This window comes from Marinagarivorans cellulosilyticus (genome assembly GCF_021655555.1).
GTDB lineage: Bacteria > Pseudomonadota > Gammaproteobacteria > Pseudomonadales > Cellvibrionaceae > Marinagarivorans > Marinagarivorans cellulosilyticus.
Genome location: NZ_AP023086.1, coordinates 4,710,222 through 4,731,351 on the forward strand (window position 1 = coordinate 4,710,222; position 21,130 = coordinate 4,731,351).

The following is a 21,130-nucleotide window of genomic DNA, read 5'->3' on the forward strand; positions in this document are numbered from 1 at the left end:
GACTCACAGTGTTTGAACTTCAGGATTCAAAAGGCAACCGCTTTGCACTAAGCCGCGGCGCACCCAAGACCAGCAAATCACTTATCCATGCTGGCAGCCCACTCCAAGTAAAACGCCTACTACGCCACTGCGATACTGTCACGCTTTTACGCGCTTATAGCCACTTTTTTGCCGGCCAAAAAGCCAGTATCAAACCCTTAGCCCCCAAAGCTAGCGACAGTAACAACGACCAAACACTCGTTTTTGAAACCCGAATTTTTGACAATAATACAAGCGGCCTGCCTACCGCCCAGCGCGCTAGCGCACAACGCTTTAGCCGCGAACAACAATTGTTCGAAGCCATTGCTAATGGCGAATTACAGCTAGAACAAACCTACATCGCGCAAGCTTTTGACATAGCCAAGGCCGAAAAAGCCCTTAACCTATCGCGCTCGCGGTTGTTGTCTGAATTAAACGCCATCGCCATTAACGAGCGCGCCGCGGCCAAAAAAAGCAACAATGCCAAACAGCCCATAGCGCAATGGGGCGCCAGCAGCCAACACGCAGCCAGCCAAAATACCCCTAAAGCGTTAACTATTGGGCAACACTACCGCCGCTTTATAGCCAGCTTGCCGCAAGTCATTAAAGCCGATGGCGCCGGCATCGTTAGCGCCCCCACCGGCAATAGCGAAATACAATCCAAAGAAATCATCAAAGCCCTTGGCTTTAGTACAACGAAAGTCAGCACCGGCCAGTTGCAACACGCACTGCAATTAATGTCGGCCATTTGGCGGGATAAAGGGCTTTACAAAACGCTCAGCCAATTTTCCAACACCTACGCCACTGCACACGAGCCTAATGCCGGCGCGCAACCCAGTGGCACCCCTAAAGGCAGTGCCACCGCGGTTAGCGAAGTCACACATTTTGAGCTCGCACTAACACTGCTACTTAGCCACAACCAAGAACCACACGCACTAAGCTCACCCAGCGCGCGCCAAATAGAATTATTCCCACGCTTTAAACAGGCCGGCCGCAATTTATGGGAAACCGCCGACGCCAGCAGAACCATCGCCGCCGAGCGCCAAACCACCGCAGGCAGCGCCAGCTATAGCGACTTAGTCGCAGAAGAAGCCCCCGCACGCGAACGCAACACCCCACTCACCTTTATCGAAATTCAATTACTGGACGACAAAGGCGAACCCGTCGCAGGCGAAGCCTATTGGATTCGCGATACCGAAGGCAACGAACACACCGGCAGCACCGATGGCAGCGGCAAGGCGCGGGTTGATAGTATTAAATCGGGCAATTGCTTAGTAGCATTCCCAGATATAGACGGGAGCGGCATTCAGCAATGCCGCGCGGGCGATGATTGCTGTACGCCAGCAGAAGATGATTGCGCCTCGCAAGGGACTGAATCAGATGAAACGGAAAGTACAACCGAACAAACTACCGCCTCTGCAACACAAGAGAGCGATGAAGAAAATAACACTTCAGCGTCAACCAATACCAATGATCAGCCGCCAAACCCTGTGGCTGGCACCAGCGAACAGCCCAAAGAATCTGTCGAGTTGTGCTGCTTAGAGGCCAATGGCGATCCCGCAAGTGAGCTACCTTACAAAGCAACATTCTCAGACGGTAGCATAAGCTCTGGAAAACTCAGTAAAACAGGCACCGCAGAATTAACCGAGAAGCCAGCCGGTGAGGTCACCGTTATCTACGGTGAAGAGTCAAGCGACACCGAAATCACGCAGCTACGCACAGAAGTAAAAAGCGTTCTTGAGCAAATACTGGTTAATGAGCGCAAAGAAACCAAAGACATTGAAGCACGGCTTCAAGAAATGGGTATTATCGAGCGCTACTGGGAATACAAAAAGGCTGAATTCCGGGGTGTAGCGAACTTCACCGTCGGTTTAGCCACTTTTGTAAAAGAAGTGAGCGACTTCTCACCACTTCAAATGTTTAACAAGGCCGTAGGCTCGGCTTGGGATGCCTGGCAAAATACCAACAACCAAAATTACCTAGAAGCTTTTTCGAAAAGTTTTACTGATAAGCAATTTAAAGACCTTGCTGACGTCATTGGAATAGATCCGCGAACCATAACAAAACAAGACCTCGCTCAAGCTCAAGCATTCGCTAACTTCATATGGGATGATGCCGAAACGCGTAGCGTACTAATGAGCTTCGCCAAAGACTTTGCATTAGCCCAGCATTCGATTGAAGTGACTGAGTTCGGCAGCGAAATGGCCATGGAACTCGTCTTTGATGTGCTAATTACCGCCTTAACGTTAGGTGCTGGCGCTACAGTCGTCGCGGCGAGCAAACTCAAGCATTTAGATAAACTTAAAGGGCTAGGTAAACTATTTAAAGAACTTGCTGAGACGCTACGCAAAAAAGCGAGCTTTAAAAAGGCTAAGGGTAAGGTTGGTAATACAATTCAAACACAACTGGATAAGCCAGAAACACTTAAAGGGAGTGTATCACCCAGGCGAGAAGTTGAGATCCCTCCCGAAGCCCCCCGTTCTCCTCAACGCAAAAGTAGAGATATCATCGAGACGCTAAATGAGGCGGACAAAGAGAAAATCAGAAACGTCTCAACGTTTAAGCCGCAAGGTATCAGTAAAGCTTCTGCTCTAGAGCATTTGAAAACGGATAGTGGCAAAGAAATGATAAAGTCATTGAAGGCAGCTGATCCAAGTGCGGATGACGCCGTAATACTAGACCGCGCTATCGGCCTATTAAAAACTGGTAGTACTCCACCCAAATCCATCCTAATAAACAGCCCCCTTTACAAGCTTGTCCCAGAAGGTACAAATGTAACGCCATACTCTCCGTTCTTTACAACCAAGAGTGAAATATATAAAGCGAAGGCTAGCGGAAGGACTATTTCAGACTATTTTGGGCTTCCTGCATCAAGCGATGCCGCAAAATATGACATTTTTGTAATGAAACCCAAAAAATCCAACATCAAAGCCTTTGAGTCGGATATCGCTCCAACATCTGAATTGGGAGGGGCTATCACAACAGAAGGCGGGGGTGTGCAAGTACTCGTCACCAACCGCAGTGAATTTGGATCACCAATCAAAATAGGCCAACTGGAAGATAATTAGCATTATGGATACTCAAAAATTAAAAACAGCGGCATTCGAGCTAGAACAAATTTTCTCTGAAATTTCGAAACCATCCCAACAGTTACGAGACCTCCAAGACTCGCTGCAACCATACATTGAATCAGCAAAGAACGGAGCTATCGACACCCCTATTGATGAAGACAGCATTCCGGGAAACTATCAAATGCAAGAAGGAGTGCTTTCTGAGCATCCGGATTATGAAAAACAATATGTGAAGTTCAAAGTTGCGCTTAGAGGCGGGTATACGCAGGAGGAATTGGAAGTATTGGACATGATGAAAACCTTATGATTTTTATTGGCTACGGTGGAAAATGAGGTAAGCGTATAAAAACCATTAATAATGGCGTCAAAATTTGAGTACTAGCCCTACTTTAATTTTTAGCGAAAAAGTATGACGTCCATAGAAACAAAAGACGATGAAGGCCTACAAGATCAGATTCGCTGGTGGCCACCAGAACTAAACTCGAGACTCACAATGAAGACTTCTGATTTGAATAAATTGATAGATCTTCACGAGCTTTGGTACGAAAGCTCTGGAAAAGACGGCAAAAAACTTATAGTAGATGAATCATCATTTTATCAATTAAATGCTGATAAGCGAGTCATCGTCGAGTCTATTTTCACGGATATGGAATTTGATAACTGCAGTTTTAAAAGTGCTGACTTAAGGAACGCTAGATTATCAGGGTCAAGCTTTAACAATACCGATTTCACGAATGCAAAACTAACTAAGGCAGAAATCGACGAGGCGGTATTTCACAACGTTAACTTTGAGAATGCGATAGCGTGCCGCACAAGCCTTGCTGAATCAAACCTTGCAAAATGTAATTTCAAAAACGCAAACTTTAAAGGTGCCTTCCTCTACGGCTCCAATTTTAATGACTGCATATTCGAAGGCGCTGATATTACCCAGGCAAACTTTACTGGAGCGAAGATAAAAAAAGAGGACCTGGTAAAGGCTATTGGCTTTGAATCAATTATTGGATCGCCCGTGTACGAATAAATAAACGGATCCAAAAGGAATATCGAAACTAAATTGGGCCTTAATTATAAATAGTAAAGGATAATTTTCCCTTGGGCATTGAATACACACTTTCACTTCACGGGGATATAGAGGTTGCTAGCATTATTGACCATCTAACTTCAAGTGAAGAATATGAGGATCATGGCACCTTTCTATCAAAAGAGGGGATAAAAATATTTGTACAAGACGCGCAAGGTCTATCCGCTCAAATAATAGAGGATGAATTTGGTTTCTACCCGAAGATTCAAATAACATTCATGCTAAATAAGTTTAGTGACTTGGCACTCCTTCAGAAGAGAGTAATAACCGTGGTGGACTCTCTACTTCGAAAAGAGACCGGAGATACAGTATTGCTATTTAACGGTGAATCAGTGATTCTTTTGCGAATAGGGTCTGAATTACGCTTAAACAAAAATGAAAAATTTTGGCAAGATGACATTTTGAGTTTAGTTAATCCTCCATATAAATTCGAAACTATAGAAAGCATTTGATTAAGCTGGACTCACTTGAATGTAAGTCGATTTCCTAATAGGTGGAGATTGCTTCCAACTATTAATAAGCCATTAAAATTAACCCACCAAAATTGAGCACGGTAGAATCTTAGAAGCCAGAAAAGAAAGCGACTTAACAGAAGAAAACAGCGCTGAAATGTGTTTGACTTAATAGCACTTACACAAGGGAAAACATCTTAAGCCAAACGTTAATATCGCTATACAGAGCAGTTTAAACTAAGATAGCCGCACCTAAGGGGCTATCCACCTTACAACGGAGCGTAAAACGTAATATCATTTTAGGATCAGCCCTAATGATTGCGAAGAGTTAAAACCAAAAGGATTCCCATGCCAACCACCCACACAGTAGCCCAAGGCGAAACACTGACTCGCATAGCGCGCCAATACAAGTACAGCTCGGCGAGCGCTCTTTACGATCACCCCGACAACGAAGCCTTTCGCGCCTTAAGGGATGACCCTAATGTTATTTACCCAGGTGATGAAATCACAATACCCGACATTACCCCCAAGAAAACGTCGGCTCGATCGGGCAATACTCATATCTTTTGCCTCAAAAGAGAAATTGAAGTCGTAAAGATAAAAATGCAAGACCGCTCTGGCAACCCGCTCACAGGCTGCCGAGTTGTGATGGACGTAGGCTCAGCCAAAATTGATCAGATCATTGATGATTCTGGCATGGTAGAGGTTCCACTCGTCAATGGTGATGAAAGTGGCGGGACGCTCGATATATACACCGACCCAGACTCTGATACACCGGCCCAATCTTTTGAACTTGAGCTGGCAGTCTTAGATCCAGTAGAAACCCTGAGCGGCGTTCAGGCCCGCTGCAATGCATTGGGTCACGATTGCGGTGTTGCCGATGGCATCATGGGCAGCAAAACCCGCGCTGGCGTCAAGTCATTTCAAGCTCAATACGGTTTGGATGTCGATGCTGTACCCGGCCCAATGACTAAAGCCAAGCTAAAAGAAGTGTATGGATGCTAAATAATGAGTGATCAAGATAACAACAGCGGCAAACCCATGAGCATCGACGAAAAACGCGAGCTGCTTAAAGATATGGAAATCAGCTACGCATCGAAGCGCATTGGTGACGTCGATGAAGCTGGCAATATTGTGAAAGAGCAAGTAGCTAGCACCGTTGAAGAAAAGCGAGAACTCCTCGACGAGATGGAAACCACTTACACCTCCAATCGCCTAGGTGATATCGATGAGGCCGGTAATATCGTTAAAGACAAAGTCGCGCAAACCGTCGAAGAAAAGCGAGAACTGCTCGATGATATGGAGATCACCTATACCTCCAAGCGTGTTGGTGACGCAATCAGTGACCCGAGCAATATTGAGCAACAACTGAAAGACAAAGCCGATAGTGAGATCGCCAGCAACATAGAAGAGCGCGCTAGCGAAAAGCTCGGCGACACAGCGGGCGCTGCGGCCGCTGGCGCCTACACTGCCGCACGCAATAATGCCACATCGCAGTTTGTTAAAGCCCAGCAGCAGGCCGCCAAACAGCGTGCGGAAGCCGCCGCTCAGCGCAAGGTGAGTGAAGCTACGCAAAACATCGCCGATGATATTGCCGATAAATTTGGCGGCACTGCGGGCCAAGCTGTCAAAGAAGGCTTAGATGAAGCCGCATCTGCAAAAACGAGCGACCTCCTTAGCCAACAAAACGCTTTCAGTAGCGATAAGAAAAACAGTCCAAATGAAGCGCCAGCTAATAAGCTCTCCGAGGCCTCACCCTCCGCGTCGGCAACTGTAAGTTCGAACGATGAAGCAGGCAATACTGCAGCGAGCTTACCAGGCAACGCAAGCACCGCGCCCGCCAGCGGCACAACGCCCGCAAATAGCGCCCCCGCACCGCAGGCGGCGCCCATCGCCCTGAATGTCATCAATGTGCTGGTCATAGACGGCGAACCCATAAAGTTCATTTTGGAAAACCAATTCGGCGAGCCTTATGCTAATTGGCCATATGTTTTTAAATATGGAGACCTTATAGAAGCGCCTGACGATCAGAACGCCTCAAACAATGAAGACGAGTATAACCCTGCACCCATGCCAAAGCGCCAAACCGAAATAGAAGCACAAACCGATGCAGCAGGCTTAGTGGAACAAAAACCAAGCCCTAACGCAAAAGAGGTATTTGTAGAGTTCGCCCCCGACCCCGATGACCCAGAATTCAAAGTCGAATACGTGATTGCTGTAAAACAATTAGAGCCCGCAGATACCGCCAAAGGGGCCCAACAACGCCTTGAAAACCTCGACTTTACCACCGGGCCTATCGACGGAAACGTAGCCGAAACCACGCAGGCTGCTATTTATGACTTTCAAGTGCTCCACAATTTAGAGCCAACGGGCCTGCTAGACGAAGAAACCATGATAAAACTTGAAGAAGTGTCTGGAATATAAATTAGGGAACAATAAATATGAATTTACACCAAAGACAGATGGAAAACTTTACCGTGAAAGGAGTTGTCGATGTCTAGCTCTCACCAGAAATTTCTCCCAAATTATGCCGCCGAGGTAAAAGCTTTGGCGCGTTTCTCAAGGCTCCATGAGGCACTTCACAAAGAAATCATGAAATATTGGTCACCAGACGGTGAATTTGTCGCGTTGGACAAAAGGTATAGATCGGCAAAGACGGCAGAAATTGTCCGTCAAATGTCGCCGCTCGTGCCAATTACAGGTACCCTGCTTAAAAGTGTCGAAAAAATTCAAAATGGGGAAACTATTGATTGGGTAGGCTACACCCCCTACGATGGTTTCAGCGATGTTTTACCTCTAATCCATGAAGCCCATGATGATTACTTTGAATATGTCACCGCACAATATAAAACAATAGAATTAACGGGTGAAAAAGAAAGCAATGGTGAGTTCAAAGACTACAACCAAGTCTATTTGGATGACGAAAACCTGCAATTAGACCCATTAAAATTACCCCCCATTAAGCGCTATGCCACCGTTTGTGCCGCAGCCACACCAAACACACCACAACGTATTGCCTGCACGGTAGGTTACGATTACTCAAAAACAAAATTTGTCTACGCGGATGATGGATCTCCTATCGACGGCGGCGGCATATTATTCTGGACGTACAACAGCACCTACGACTACACCAAAGAATCGAATGAAACCAATAGACACCAAGCCTACAGACTAAGCCAAGGTTTAACGTCACCCGATGGCCTACTCGTAGAAAAAGGGCATCCAGGCTTAGAAACATTAAATGCTGAGCGCGCAAAAGAGGACCCAGACCTTGCCCCGCTATTTGAAGAAAACCCAAATCATGTGCGCTACCACCAATCAACGTACACGCCATTTGAGGATTCGACCCCTTTAGCCAGTAAAAAAGGGTTTTCCGCTAAATCGAGCAAGGCCGATAACTTCGCCTTTATGCTCTACCCCGCTGATGGCGGTGAGTTTATTAGCAAGCCACTATCAGAGCTAATTACCATGAAGACGCCATCAGGGGCGCAAGTGGTATTTACCGATAACTCCCAAAGCGCGCCTGCCGAGGTACGTTTACACTGTACTTTACCGCAGTGGAATAAACGCCTACAAAAAGCCGTGGTTGAGCTGAACAAGCAGGTCCTGCAATACAGCACAATTATCGCCCCGCATGAACAAAAGAAAAGACTGCTGCAGTCCATGTCAGAAATCGTGGAGCTACATTGCCAACACGAATATATTGATTTTGACGATTTGGTTAAAAATGCTGACGACAACCCGCACAGCCAAGAACAAATCAACAGCATCATCAAAAAAAGCAGGAGTAAAAACCAAGAAGAAAACCGGCACAAGCTATTACAAAATATCGCCGACTTAGACAGCGGCATTACACATATGGTTAGCTCGCCAACCGCCGAAAACCCCATCACCAAACCCTACCATATGGAGCAACAGCATATCGTTGTTGCCAGCGACAAGCTATGGTCGCTATTCAGTTCGCCAGCCTTTAAAGACGAACTAAGTCACTACCTGGAATACGTCAATACACTAGACGAAGACGCGCTAGTCGACGACATTCCTGCCGGGCCATACATGCAAGACTTGGAGCAGGGTTGGGACGATATATTCATCACTATAGCCGAGTGCTACGCCGCCCTAAGCAATACAGAAAAATATCGCGAAATACTCTGGGAAAAAGACATAAAAAGCGGCATCGAGTGGCTTTGCCAGCTCGACCCAGACGATGCACTCGACCAAGCGATGGTTGAGCAGATTAGCGATTTTAACCCAGACAACAGGCTTTCACACGATAGTGCCCACGATGAAGCTAGATCTGACATTCCGGCCTACCAACGTCCTTTAGCCAAGACGATTCAAGCAGTAATTAAAGAAGGTAAGACACATAAGTCTAATTCCATTTTCGCGACTTTATTAAAAGACGGCCTTAAACCCATATTAAGCCATGTTATCCCCGGTATTGGCGCGCCCTGCAGCTTACAAGTCATCCTAGCCCTGTTTGACGACGAAATCGTAGAAGAGCTGTCTAAAGACACAAGTTCGGGCAAAGACCCAAGCGCACCTAAAGACAGGTCGCGCCCAACGCGCTTCTGTAACAACGTCATTAAAATCATGTTGGGATGCGAGGAAAAAGCCAAATTACAGGAAAGGGTTAAACGCTGGGAAGGCAAACTCCAACGCGCTAAAAGTGGTAAACGCAAAGCCAAAGCCAAGCGCAGCTTAGAGCGAGCGCAAAACAAACTGGCAGCGGCAAATAAAATGGAATTGGCCGATGAGGACCTAACAAGGCAAGTCGCCAAATCACTCGTTGTCTCTAAAAATAAAGAGGCGGCCGTAAAGCGTATTAAAACCGCCAAGACCGGCTTAAGAAACCGTATTAACGCCATTGCCGCACAACTCCCCAAGCAAACCAATAGCCCAGAACCCCCCTTCAAACTTGGGGGCTGGACCGAGGAAGAGATTAAGGAACGCCTAAAGGAGTATCGCAAGAGGGCCAAAAACGCCAAAACCAAAGGCAACATAAAGGAGCACACGCGCAGAGCCGATAGAGCCGAAGCAAAGCTGGAAGAATACCGAAAAGCCAAATTAGAACACGATAAAGCAATTACTGAAAGAAAGGCTAAGGCAAAAGCAGCGCAGGCCGCAGCTGCAAAAACAGCTACCGCACAAGCCGACAAGCAACTCGCCCGGTCTGTCACGTCGCGCGTGAGAAACGTGGATTTTAGCGGCACCGCTACCGACAGCAGCAACCGCGGTACCAATGCGTGGTTTTATGGCAAATTTGATAACAAACTGGGGGGGACAGCTAAAGTTGTCTACCAATGGTATAACTTTGCCTTACAAGTCAACAACGTACAAACCGAATTAGAAAAAGACACACGCCGGGAAAAAACACTAAAAGAGTATGTCAAAACCAGTACCGAAATAATCAATCTAGGCTGCACAAGCACAACGGCCGTCCTGTCAGTATCCAATTGGATTGCCCGCTTCGACAAAAACACCACAAGGCTAGAGGGCATACTCTATCCAAGTGAAGTAGGCAAAAAGGCTATTAACGGCATACTCGATAGGGCATCAATTTTAGTCGGCTTAATCACTACTATAACCTCTGGATATGAGGCCATTGAACATTTCAAAGATAAAGACTACGAAAAAGCCGCTAGAGCCTCGCTAGACACCATTGCCAGCGGCTTAGTCACCGTTGGGTTTATGACCCAATACTTAAGCAAACGCGGCCGCAACATGGGGTTAAAGTTGGCCACTCGCACAGCCTTGAGATTTGCCCGTACCCTTGCAGTAACTGGTTTGACGGCCGCCACTGGCGTAGGCGTTATCTTCGCTCCCTTCATATTGGTTGTTGGCACTGTTGTTAATGTCTGCCTCGCTATCTGGGACATACTCTCAATGATATCAGACCTCAGGACCACCCCAGCAGAAGTCTTTTTGGAATCCGCCTGGAAAGAGTTTAAAAAGGAGTTATCGAAGGAGCAAGTAGCCGAATTAAGGACTATTTACTATGTCGATGATCGGCACTATTACTCGCGGGAAACGCTTGGCGACAAAGCAACGTTTTTTGATAGAGACCCCTATGCACTTTACAGTGATAAATACGACGGTGCCAAATGGCCAAGCGATGCGGACTCGCAAGCGATAACCGTTAAGCCGACTAAAAATATTGACGACCTACACGAACATAGTTTTCTTGAACTGGACTCCGTCGAGCTTGGCAAGCTCAGCTGGCGTGCAGTAATACCGCTTTACAAATTAGGCTTCAGCGCTGAGCAGATCGATGTATTTGTAAAGATTAAATCGCTACAAAACGCCCCAGGCTTAATCAGTTTACGCCAACCGTTAAATACCTGCGCACAAGACATAATTGACTATTACGAAAGTGCCCGCGCCGAGCTGTTTAAGCTTCAAGACCAATTAGTGAAAGAAAAGGAGCTAACTCAAGCCGATAAAGCTTTGATTCAACAACAAATACGCGACCAGTTTTACCTCGGCGAAAGCCAAACCAGCATCATTCTCGCTCTAGAAACGGGCGACTTTACGGCGCCAGAGCAGGTTATTTTGGGTCACCTCGACTCAACACAAAAGGCCGAAGTTACAAAAGATTATCAGCGCGCTTTTGACGCCGACCAAAGCCTGCACGCCAAAATTGCTCCGAATCCAAATGATTACCGCAATCAACGATCCCAGGAGAACGGTGTAAACATCAGAAAATCGAAAGGTATGTACCTCAAAAGGAAGGCGCAAGCAGATGCTCACAATCAACGTTTAGCAGACTACCAAAAGGCCAAACAAAGCGGCCAGGCTATAAGTGATTATAAAGACTTAGCAGCAGCCGAAAAAACCGCTAAAAACTACCAATCTAATTACCAAAAACAATGCACCCTATACAAATGGCAAGCATGGGCAGATTTGGTATACACGCTGCCTGCAGCGCCAACGGCCAAATAACCGGCCGCGATGCATAGCACATAACCCAGAGACTTTTATGAAAACACTTACCGCCCTATTCAGACACACGTTTATTATTGTTTGCTTATCTTTGGCCACCATCACACACAGCCATGCCGCCATGTCGCCTGAGCTAGCGTCCGCGTTACAAAACAAATTCCTTACAAAAGAAGGCAAAGCCTTAATCAATCAATCTGAGGAGTTACAGGCGTTATATCAATACTTATTGATTGACCGGAAATTCACAAACGACCTAGAAATCGACGTGAATAAGATTGACACCGCAATAATACCGACCGCTAAAGATGAGTATGGGTTTTCTGATTATATAGCGGCTATTGTTAGCGAGCGCCGGCTCGGTTATGACGGCGTCATGGTTGACAACGACGGAAGCATCCGCCACCTGAGGTACCGCCCACAATCGCAAGAGGATATAGACTTCTTATCTCGCTTTAAAAAATTAAACCACTTGCGCCTGCGGTCTTACAGCGACGACCTTAAACACGTATCACTCGCAAATCTTGCTGCATTAAAAGAGCTGCAATACGATCTTGGCTATACCGAAAAACTGGACTTCGGAACAAACGCTTCACCCCTTTCAGCAATATTAATTATGAACAATGGCAAAATAAAAACTTTAGCCAATATCAAATATTTAGAAAATTTAGAGTACCTAACCGTATTCCCTTCCTCATTGTCGGATTACACACAGCTTGAGCACAATACAAACTTAAAGCGTCTATATTTAGAGGCAACAACCGAAATTAGGCTGCCCGACTTTTCAAATTTAAAAAATTTGCACAGTCTGTATATTTCCGCGAAAGAACCTATAATTGATATATCACTAAAAAACTGCAGCAATCTAGTTGAGGCGAGACTAAGACCAGTCAAACTGGAAAGCATAAAACTACCCGAAAGCATTAAAAAGCTACGTATAGACGGAACAGATCGAAATGATAATCTAAGTTTTTTATCCCATTTAAATAACCTAGAAGATCTTTCTTTGGGAAATACATTAATAAACTCTCTGGAAGACCTTCCCAAACTTGAAAAACTCACAAGACTTGAGTTGGGAGACAACGAAATCAACAGCCTCGATGGCCTCGATAGGTTTCCCGCGCTAATAGAACTAAGAGTTTTCTCTGGTAACCTTACCGCCCCCCCCAACCTCACGAAGCTACCAAATTTGGACAACTTAATCCTAATAGGCCACGAAATAGAAAAAATTGACCACATCCAAACCTGGAAAAATCTAGAAAAAATCAACTTAAGATCAAATAAGATAAAAAAATTAGATGGTTTAAGGTACTTAACCTCGCTAAAAGAGATGGACTTACGCGACAACCCGCTACGCGAAGTCAGCCAAGCCGACCTAGATGCCTTAGTGGAACAAAAATTTGAGGGTTACTTTAATGTCAAAGGCTCTAGATTTGGAGTGGATATAAGAAATGACGATGAATTAATAAAGAAATATTACTTTTTTAAAGACCCGAAATTCCGATAGGTTGACCGTCAAGCGTGTTAAATAAAGGCGACAGTGTCAAATACCGACGACTGTCGCCAAACAACGCCTCCCGCCTCAAATGCTGCATTTATCACAAGTACCTAGCCAACCACGCTTTAGACTTCCTATCCCCTTTATTAACGACTACCTTTTAAAAAAGGCGAACTGTTCAGATCAACCAAAACCAGACATTTCGCTTAACCCTAAAAACCGCAGTTGAAAATATGATGTAAACTGCAAGCTCTTACAGTGCGGGGGCTACAGATGACCACTAGACCTAAATCGACTCACCGAAAGGGTATCGATGTCCGGTCGATAATCAGAGGTACTTCATTAATAAAGGCTTAAGTTGCCTCTCATACAGTGTTTGGGAGCTTTTATCCTAAAAACCGCAGTTGAAAATATGATGTAAACTGCAAGCCCTTACAGTGCGGGGGCTACAGATGACCACTAGACCTAAATCGACTCACCGAAAGGGTGAGCGCAATCCTGACGATACCCTTCCCACGCCCGCACCGATGTCAGTGGATACTTTTGACGGTAAAGTGCATGTCGAGTGGGACTCAGAGGCTTCAGTGACCAATATTGGCCAGCTCGCGTTTTTTATCGAATTCTTGAAACTGGGCGGTCGTTTTGATGACTGGATAGATGATTGTCCTTTGCACTATCAAAGCAACAATGCTCCTCAAAAAATTGATGTCCTAGGCTCATTATTTCTATCAATATTGTCAGGGCATAAACGATACGCACACTTAACGGCTTTACGCGCCGATGGTGTTAACCCTGGTTTATTAGGGATGAATAAAGTCGTGAGTGAAGATTCAGCGCGCAAGGCGATGAAAAGAATGAATCCACGTGACAGCGAGCAATGGATGCAAAATCATTTGTTGAGTTGTTGCGAACCTTTACTCTCCGCCCCCTGGATATTGGATGTCGACACCACGATTAAGCCGCTTTATGGTCATCAAGAATTAGCCGATAAAGGTTATAACCCTCAAAAACCTGGGCGTCCTTCACACACTTACCACACCTGCATGATAGCCAATCTTCGCTTAATTTTAGATGTTGAGGTAAAAGCCGGTAGTCAATCTCATTCTAGCCATGGTTTGCCCGGTTTAATGGCTTTGCTTGCGCGGTTATCGCACGAACAAAAGCCGGCTTTTGTTCGTGCGATATTGCTTGGGGTAGCTATAAGGTGATGCGCGAATTGGAGCACCTTAAACAACCGTATTTATTTAAACTCAAAAAATCACAAAACGTTATTAAGCTAATATATAAGCACCATGGTAAGGGTGAGTGGCAAACCGTTAATGCAGGATGGGAAGCTTGTTCGGCGACAATTAGGATGGCCGGTTGACGACAACTATCTTGGCCGGTTGGGTGTGACAATCGGTGTCTTGTTTCCAATGTGGAGAGCAAGGTGCCAGGTCAACACATCACCCACCGACAAGAGGAGCTGTATATGCAGCATCGTCAACAAGGTACAAACCAAGAAGCGGCCGCGGCCAAAGCCGGTATTTCGGCGCGCAGCGGACGAAGAATTGAGAGCGCTTTAACAACACCGCGCCCCAAAAACGACAGGGATTGGCGAACCCGAGAAGATCCATTGGAAGCCGTTTGGGAAACTGAGCTGGAGCCGTTACTGCGGGCTGAGCCGGCGCTAACGGGCACCACGCTCCTTGAATATCTCGAAGAGCATTACCCAACCCATTATGATCAGCGCGTACTGCGTACATTGCAGCGCCGCGTTAAACAATGGAAAGCACTGCATGGGCCGGACAAGACAGTTATATTTCGCCAACAAGCCGAAGCTGGTCGGCAAGGTTTTTCGGATTTCACTCACCCCGACAGTGCGATCACAATTGCTGGGGAGCCCTTTAAACACTTGCTCTACCAATTTCGCTTAGCCTACAGTGGCTGGCGGTCAGTGACCGTTATACAAGGTGGTGAAAGTTTTGCGGCTTTATCCACGGGTTTGCAGCGCGCTCTACAGCAAGCAGGTGGCTGTCCCATTGAGCATCGCACGGATAGTTTAAGCGCGGCCCGCAACAATCAACAAAACCAGTGGACGGGTGCCTATGATGATTTGTGCGCGCATTACAACATGACGCCAACGCGCAATAATTTGGGGGAGTCCCATGAAAATGGCATTGTTGAGTGCGCGAACGGCTCGCTAAAACGTCGTATCTCACAGCAGCTAAAACTGCGTGGCAGCCACGATTTCGATAGCATTGAGTCTTATCAACGCTTTATCGATAAAATATATGAGCGCTTGAATCGCCGCTCACACAGTCGTTTTCAAGAAGAAAAGCCAACCTTGCAAGGCTTGCCCAAGCAGCAAACCGCCAACTACCAAACGCTGAGCCTAAAAGTGACTCGTTCATCAACCATTGAAGTGCGCCGCGTGGTTTATAGCGTGCCGTCACGATTAATTGGGGAGCGTGTTCAGGTTCGGCTTTATCATGACAAGCTCGCTATCTATGTGGGGCAGCAGTGCGCGATCACATTGACGCGCGTTTACCCTGGTCACAAAGATGCGCGCGCCAAGCGAATTGATTACAAGCACCTCATCCACTCATTAGCGGCCAAACCCCAAGCCTTCCGCTACTCTCAGATTCGCGATGACATATTGCCCGACGACAATTACAAACAACTCTGGCAATACGCGGACGAAGCACTGGAGAGCCGCGAAGCCTGTAAGTGGATGGTGACTGTCCTGCGCCTTGCCTGTGAATATGACGCCGAGAAACAACTGGGGGAAGAGCTGCTGTCAGAGGCCAAAGTCGGCAAGTTCGCGTCAATTAAAACCCTTCAAGATCGCTTCTTCTGCCCCTCTCAGGTAGTTCCCGAACTGCAAGCCAAACAGCATGACCTGCAAAGTTACGACGCACTCTTGTCATCCTTGAACGAGCAGAAAACCCGAGCACAGGAGGCACCCTTTTGAACGACTCAACCGCCTTATTGCTCAAAGAATTACGCCTGCCAGCGTTCGTGCGACATTACCAATCACTTTGGCAAACCGCGACCGAAAAAGGCTGGTCACACACGGAATACTTAGCGGCATTGTGTGAATATGAAATCTCAGATCGCTATCAACGGCGCACTCAAAAATGGATACGTGAAGCGCAGCTTGCGGGTGGTAAAACCTTTACTGAGTTTAATGACGATAAATTAAGCCGAGAAATAAAAGCGCAACTGGCTCGGCTCAAGCAAGATACCACTTGGGTTGAGCATGCCGACAATGTGTTACTCATCGGCCCGAGCGGTACCGGCAAAACCCATATCGCCAGCGCTCTAACCTACCAGCTCATTGAGCAAGGCGTGCGCTGTAAATTGTTTCCCGCCATCGCATTGGTGCAACTACTGCAACAGGCCAAGCGCGACTTAGACTTGATGACAGCCATGACACGACTGGATAAATACCGTGTCATCGTCATTGATGATATTGGTTACGTGAAAAAAACCGATGCCGAAACACAGGTCCTGTTTGAATTTATCGCCCATCGATACGAAAGCGGCAGCCTGATCATCACCGCCAACCAACCGTTTGGCTCATGGGACAACATCTTCCCCGATAGCATGATGACGGTAGCCGCCATCGACAGGCTAATACACCACGCGACAATTATCGAACTAGAAGGAGAAAGCTATAGAAAACGACAGCAATTAAAACAGCGAACAACCCGTAAATCACAACATGCTTAACCGGCCATCATAATTGTCGCCGACCGGCCAAGATAGTTGACGCCGAACAGAAGCTAAAGAAGACCATTTAAAGTTACAAGGCTGGAATGAAGAGCGGCGTGTGATTATCGTCCGCAGGCAGCTTAGCCAAAATGAGAATGCTTTGATTGGTTTTGAGTCGAATGACTAAAGTGGCCAGCAGCAACTCGCATTCATTGATGGCCCAGAAAACATGAAGGCCTATGAATATTCAGTTTTAGTGACCGATACAGAATATGACTTAACGGCAGTTTTTTATCATTACCGCGACCGTGCTGATTGTGAAAATAATTTTGATGAATTAAAAAATTAATGGGGCTGGTATGGATACTCGACCAAAGATATTCACAGCAGCACGACAATGGCTCAAATGGTAGCGTTCATCTATAACTGGTGGAATCTCTATAGTCGGCTCGCCTTTCCAGACAAGCATCATGAAGCCATCACAAGCAGGCCTTTATTATTAAGTAGCATAGGCAGGCTGGTCTCGAGTGCAGGCCAAAAAAAGTTAACTGACCTCCGGCAAAGCCGGAGGCTTATTGGATGACGCCCTCGAAGGGCTCAAATTAAGCGCCCAAGGCGCTATACCTCGAGATTCAACTGATCCCGATGGATATCATTTTTCTCTTGGTTTCTTATGTATTCCCGCACCATCATTTCATCAAGACCTACCGTCGACACATAATAGCCTCTAGCCCAAAATGCCTCTCCATTAAAGTTACGCTGCTTACCCTTAAAGCGCCTCGCTATTGAAATTGCGCTTTTTCCTTTTATAAAACCAACGGCACTTGATACTGACATTTTCGGCGGAATACTCAAGCACATGTGGACATGGTCAGGCATCACATGACCCTCCTCGATAACCACACCCTTCTGGCGCGCCAATTCATGAAAAATATCTCCCAAGTGGTGTCGTAACGATCCAAATAACAGCTTGCGCCTCTTCTTCAGAATAAACACAACATGGTACTTACAATCCCATCTCGTATGGGCCAAACTCTTCGGGTCTCGCATAGGTTTATCTCTTATCTTTTGGTCGAGATCAGAGACTACCTGTACCGCGGTATAGGTAGAACCTATGGGAGTCACCCCAGCAGAGCTGGGGGTTTACCTAATGATTAATTAAAGCTCACCAGTCTGCACGGGCACTCTGCCAAGCTGGTTGGTATTTATCATGGGTTAAGGGCGATTATTCAAAGCCTTAAATTAACTACGCCGCAGTTGACCGCCAAAAAACGATGGGCACAGATTATTGCGATTATTATGGAAAAAATTCTTGCTCAAAACGGTGCGGGCAACACAACTAGCCCACCACTTCTGCCTGTATAAACTTTAAGAATCCGCGACTACTCTCTTGGACACTAAATGCATACTTTGGTGGGGCTAACTGCGGTTTTTAGGTTTATGGCGAAAGCTGTATTTTAAAGGCGTGTAATACGTGAGAGCTGCGTATAAAAAGCGCGGTATGCATCCGGGTAAATATAATCACTGATATTTTTTTCACCGAATTCAATATCCCATGCATCATCGTCGCACTCCTCATTTTCGTGCTCAATATCTTCGCGCTGCAGACCACGTTGAGCGCGCTAGAGGCACGCGCGACGCTGACGGGTCGCGATTCCATAATTGTTGAATGTGGTCCCTGACCGTGGCACTTTGTGTGAATTGCCTTATTGCGCCAAAGAGCATAAAACTTTCCATCGACAGCGACTGAAAAATATTATCGGAAAAGCGGACTTTGGCTAATGCATTTTTAATGGGGCCGAAGAGGTCACTCATAACAGTATTATCGGTGAGGGTTTCGGTTACTGAATCGGCGCGGCGTTGAATCATGGTTATGACATTCTCGTCAGGGTTGAAAAATAAAGATTTCCGGCCCCGGCTGGCGACAATGTTAAGTGGTTTCATGGTTTTTTCTAAACTATTTGGCTTAAGCGTTACACTTTAAAGCCGTTTCTCAGTTAATTTTGGGTGGTCACATGCGCATTATATAATGCGTAATAAAATCCCATTAAAATATCGATCTCTAAGCGTTTTCTGAGTTAGCGAACAGCAGCCTGCGGCTCAAGTACAGTTTTAACAGCGCTTTAGCCGTATCGACCGGACACCGATACTTTATGAATGAAATGTGTCCGGATTTGTTGACCAGAACAGGTTTTGCAAAATATCGAGGAGCCAAAACCTGTAAGCCGCTATCGCGGACAAAGTGTATTTTTAGAGACACCCTTAAGTCTCATCATTAATTGGGCTAAGCAAACGAGGCCACGCATAATTAATCAACTGTATAAAGTGTGCTTCAAACCACTGCCCGCCAGAAGGGGGAGCTGGCATTGCAGCTTCGGAAGCGCAGCCATAATACTCATCCTCCATTTCGTCACCGTCAGATTCGCCTGGTGGTTTAAACCAGTAAAATGCCTGAATATAACTTCGATCCATATCAGGACTTGCAGTGGGGAATTGTCCCATACCCGCCATTTTTAGATTACACCAAGAGTTCTGCGAACCGCGATTATCTAATAAGTATTCTTTGCCATAACCAATTTCGCTAGGTCGATCAGGCCGACCCCAACCGTTTCTAGAAGAGTCGACAATAAAAGATGTCGGTAAGGAAGGGAAAACGGCCGCCTCATTCCTTAAGGAATCAATATAGCCAACTATAGAAAGCCTAGAAACTTCGCTCCGGTAGACATCATCAATAAATGGTTCTTCATACGCAATATAATTTAGCGTATTAGCAACAAAACCCTCAACCTGTGGTTCAACTGCTCCACCGAATTGACCAGCAAGCTCTAAGACTTCATTAGCTACATTCATCAAAGCAGCTTTTTTACTTATAGAATCAACCCACTCTGGCGTTGAAACATCTAAATAAGTATAAATATTTGAGCCTTGCGAAAGCCGTCCAATGGCGTAGGCCAGATTATCCTTATAATACTGCTCAAATACGGCGGGCGCGCTATCTGAAGCCGGATTGCGACTTACTGCTTGATCAGCAAGTTTGGCCAAGGTATGTGGTTCTAACAGCACAACAAATCGAATCTCTGGTGCCGACGCCATCAGTGCCGCGACGGTATCAATAAATTTCCTGTAACCTAACTCTCCCTGCGCGCTCAAATCAAAATCACCGGCCCCGCCTGCGCGACTACCAAATTCACGACCTGGGATGTTATAGATCGTCAAAGTCATGGTCATCGGCGCTTCATGCGTTACCCCTAAAGCACTAACAATATGATCAACCAAGTTAAATTGGCCACCGCCTTCTACGCCGCAGGGCTTCTCAACATCTGCTACCCAAATTGATGTCGATTGCGTTTTCACAAGCTCCATGGCTGCAGCTAACTGAGGATCACCAATATCTACCCGCGTCGATTCAACACGACTTTCAAAATTCGGGTCCACATATAAATCAGCCCCAACATAAGGGTTATCAACACGCGCAGGGAAAACACCATCACTCGGGAAAACACCATTACAGGCATCCTCAAAACGCAATGGAATAGCACTTTGCTCGCTTGAGGATGTCACCGAAGATGATGACGAAGACGATATCGCTAAAGATGACGGAATGTTAACCCCAACAGATGAGGAGCTCACGGAAACTGCGCTAGAAGCCCCAGCTAATACTTCACTCGCAATAACAAACGTTAAGGTTTCAGTTTTACCGTTTGAAGAAAACTCTAAATGTAAATAACGACTTAGATCCTCTCCAGATTGAAGCACCGTAATTGGGACATTCAACAGATTGTCATTCACCTCAAGCGCTATTTGTTCATTTAAACGATAATCAACACCCGCAACCGCAGTACCGCCTAAAGGCCTAACCGACACTGCCGTACCATTAGTAAGACCTTTCACCGTCAATTGAATACTCGTGCTCCCCGTGTTTAGCAGCGTAGAGACTGGCCGAAACACCTGAGTTAGCGGCAAAACGGTAACCACTTGGCCTCCCGTTGAGGTTAACAAACCATCACTAATGGAAACCTCAAAAGTAAGCGTCTGAACCTCATCCACATATGGCACCACCACCTGTGCATTCAATGCTTGGCGATCGATGATTAAAGCTTCAGGTCCATCAACCTGCGTCCAAGTAATTGATATTTCTCGATCATCCAGAGTGTACGCATCCAAACGCGCCATCACACCGCTATCGGCGTACTCTTGTTTCTTTACATAAATACGGGCATCGCATGTATCGGAAGTTCCCTCGAAGCCCACCTGTAAATATTCTCCATCACTGCTTGAGCAGCCCACTTTTTGCGCTGTTTGATTATCATTACAAGCGCTTAAAAGAAAAAGCGCAGCCGCTAAAGGTAATATATTTTTGATTAATGCGCCCATT

General features: G+C 46.2%; 14 protein-coding genes. 11 read left to right on the top strand and 3 right to left on the bottom strand.

Annotated elements, in window-relative coordinates:
• Positions 1 to 8: 8 nt before the first annotated feature.
• From MARGE09_RS19270 to istB, 11 genes are all read left to right on the top strand, one after another.
• Positions 9 to 3,086: a hypothetical protein gene (locus MARGE09_RS19270; RefSeq protein WP_236984770.1), complete on the top strand. Its 3,078-nt coding sequence runs from the start codon at positions 9 to 11 to the stop codon at positions 3,084 to 3,086.
• 4 nt (positions 3,087 to 3,090) lie between these two features.
• Entirely contained in the window at positions 3,091 to 3,396 is a 306-nt protein-coding gene (locus MARGE09_RS19275; RefSeq protein ID WP_236984771.1) for a hypothetical protein, read from the top strand.
• Positions 3,397 to 3,498: 102 nt separating this feature from the next.
• Positions 3,499 to 4,110 carry a pentapeptide repeat-containing protein gene (locus MARGE09_RS19280; protein ID WP_236984772.1) on the top strand — a complete coding sequence of 204 codons (612 nt, stop codon included), beginning with the start codon at positions 3,499 to 3,501 and terminating at the stop codon, positions 4,108 to 4,110.
• 71 nt (positions 4,111 to 4,181) lie between these two features.
• On the top strand, positions 4,182 to 4,622 hold the full coding sequence (locus MARGE09_RS19285; RefSeq protein WP_236984773.1) for a SitI3 family protein: 441 nt from the start codon (positions 4,182 to 4,184) through the stop codon (positions 4,620 to 4,622).
• Positions 4,623 to 4,970: 348 nt separating this feature from the next.
• Complete coding sequence (locus tag MARGE09_RS19290; RefSeq protein ID WP_236984774.1) at positions 4,971 to 5,627, top strand: PGRP and LysM peptidoglycan-binding domain-containing protein; 657 nt, start codon at positions 4,971 to 4,973, stop codon at positions 5,625 to 5,627.
• A gap of 3 nt (positions 5,628 to 5,630) precedes the next feature.
• Positions 5,631 to 7,046, top strand: coding sequence for a peptidoglycan-binding domain-containing protein (locus tag MARGE09_RS19295; protein ID WP_236984775.1), 1,416 nt, complete (start codon positions 5,631 to 5,633; stop codon positions 7,044 to 7,046).
• A gap of 69 nt (positions 7,047 to 7,115) precedes the next feature.
• Positions 7,116 to 11,564, top strand: a complete 4,449-nt coding sequence (locus MARGE09_RS19300) for a hypothetical protein (protein ID WP_236984776.1) — start codon at positions 7,116 to 7,118, stop codon at positions 11,562 to 11,564.
• Between the two features lie 37 nt (positions 11,565 to 11,601).
• A complete protein-coding gene (locus tag MARGE09_RS19305; protein ID WP_236984777.1) occupies positions 11,602 to 13,068 on the top strand; it encodes a leucine-rich repeat domain-containing protein in 1,467 nt (488 codons plus the stop codon).
• 443 nt (positions 13,069 to 13,511) lie between these two features.
• Entirely contained in the window at positions 13,512 to 14,267 is a 756-nt protein-coding gene (locus tag MARGE09_RS19310) for a hypothetical protein (RefSeq protein ID WP_236984778.1), read from the top strand.
• Between the two features lie 263 nt (positions 14,268 to 14,530).
• Positions 14,531 to 16,012: an IS21 family transposase gene (gene istA, locus MARGE09_RS19315; protein WP_236984779.1), complete on the top strand. Its 1,482-nt coding sequence runs from the start codon at positions 14,531 to 14,533 to the stop codon at positions 16,010 to 16,012.
• Entirely contained in the window at positions 16,009 to 16,773 is a 765-nt protein-coding gene (istB, locus tag MARGE09_RS19320) for an IS21-like element helper ATPase IstB (RefSeq protein WP_236984780.1), read from the top strand. Before istA ends, istB begins: the two co-directional genes overlap by 4 nt.
• 600 nt (positions 16,774 to 17,373) lie before the next feature.
• On the opposite strand, the gene tnpA is transcribed toward istB, so the two are convergent.
• From tnpA to MARGE09_RS19335, 3 genes are all read right to left on the bottom strand, one after another.
• Entirely contained in the window at positions 17,374 to 17,805 is a 432-nt protein-coding gene (gene tnpA, locus MARGE09_RS19325; RefSeq protein ID WP_236984781.1) for an IS200/IS605 family transposase, read from the bottom strand.
• A gap of 537 nt (positions 17,806 to 18,342) precedes the next feature.
• A complete protein-coding gene (locus tag MARGE09_RS19330; protein WP_236984782.1) occupies positions 18,343 to 18,699 on the bottom strand; it encodes a hypothetical protein in 357 nt (118 codons plus the stop codon).
• Between the two features lie 318 nt (positions 18,700 to 19,017).
• Positions 19,018 to 21,129 (bottom strand): glycoside hydrolase family 6 protein, encoded by a 2,112-nt coding sequence (locus MARGE09_RS19335; RefSeq protein WP_236984783.1) that lies wholly within the window; start codon positions 21,127 to 21,129, stop codon positions 19,018 to 19,020.
• Position 21,130: the final 1 nt, after the last annotated feature.

What these genes read in the sequence shown, in the direction of transcription:
- MARGE09_RS19275 (WP_236984771.1), top strand. Translation starts at nt 3,091, where the DNA reads ATGGATACTCAAAAATTAAAAACAGCGGCATTCGAGCTAGAACAAATT.
- MARGE09_RS19280 (WP_236984772.1), top strand. Translation starts at nt 3,499, where the DNA reads ATGACGTCCATAGAAACAAAAGACGATGAAGGCCTACAAGATCAGATT.
- MARGE09_RS19290 (WP_236984774.1), top strand. Translation starts at nt 4,971, where the DNA reads ATGCCAACCACCCACACAGTAGCCCAAGGCGAAACACTGACTCGCATA.
- MARGE09_RS19295 (WP_236984775.1), top strand. Translation starts at nt 5,631, where the DNA reads ATGAGTGATCAAGATAACAACAGCGGCAAACCCATGAGCATCGACGAA.
- MARGE09_RS19300 (WP_236984776.1), top strand. Translation starts at nt 7,116, where the DNA reads ATGTCTAGCTCTCACCAGAAATTTCTCCCAAATTATGCCGCCGAGGTA.
- MARGE09_RS19305 (WP_236984777.1), top strand. Translation starts at nt 11,602, where the DNA reads ATGAAAACACTTACCGCCCTATTCAGACACACGTTTATTATTGTTTGC.
- MARGE09_RS19310 (WP_236984778.1), top strand. Translation starts at nt 13,512, where the DNA reads ATGACCACTAGACCTAAATCGACTCACCGAAAGGGTGAGCGCAATCCT.
- istA (WP_236984779.1), top strand. Translation starts at nt 14,531, where the DNA reads ATGCAGCATCGTCAACAAGGTACAAACCAAGAAGCGGCCGCGGCCAAA.
- tnpA (WP_236984781.1), bottom strand. Translation starts at nt 17,805, where the DNA reads ATGCGAGACCCGAAGAGTTTGGCCCATACGAGATGGGATTGTAAGTAC.
- MARGE09_RS19330 (WP_236984782.1), bottom strand. Translation starts at nt 18,699, where the DNA reads ATGAAACCACTTAACATTGTCGCCAGCCGGGGCCGGAAATCTTTATTT.
- MARGE09_RS19335 (WP_236984783.1), bottom strand. Translation starts at nt 21,129, where the DNA reads ATGGGCGCATTAATCAAAAATATATTACCTTTAGCGGCTGCGCTTTTT.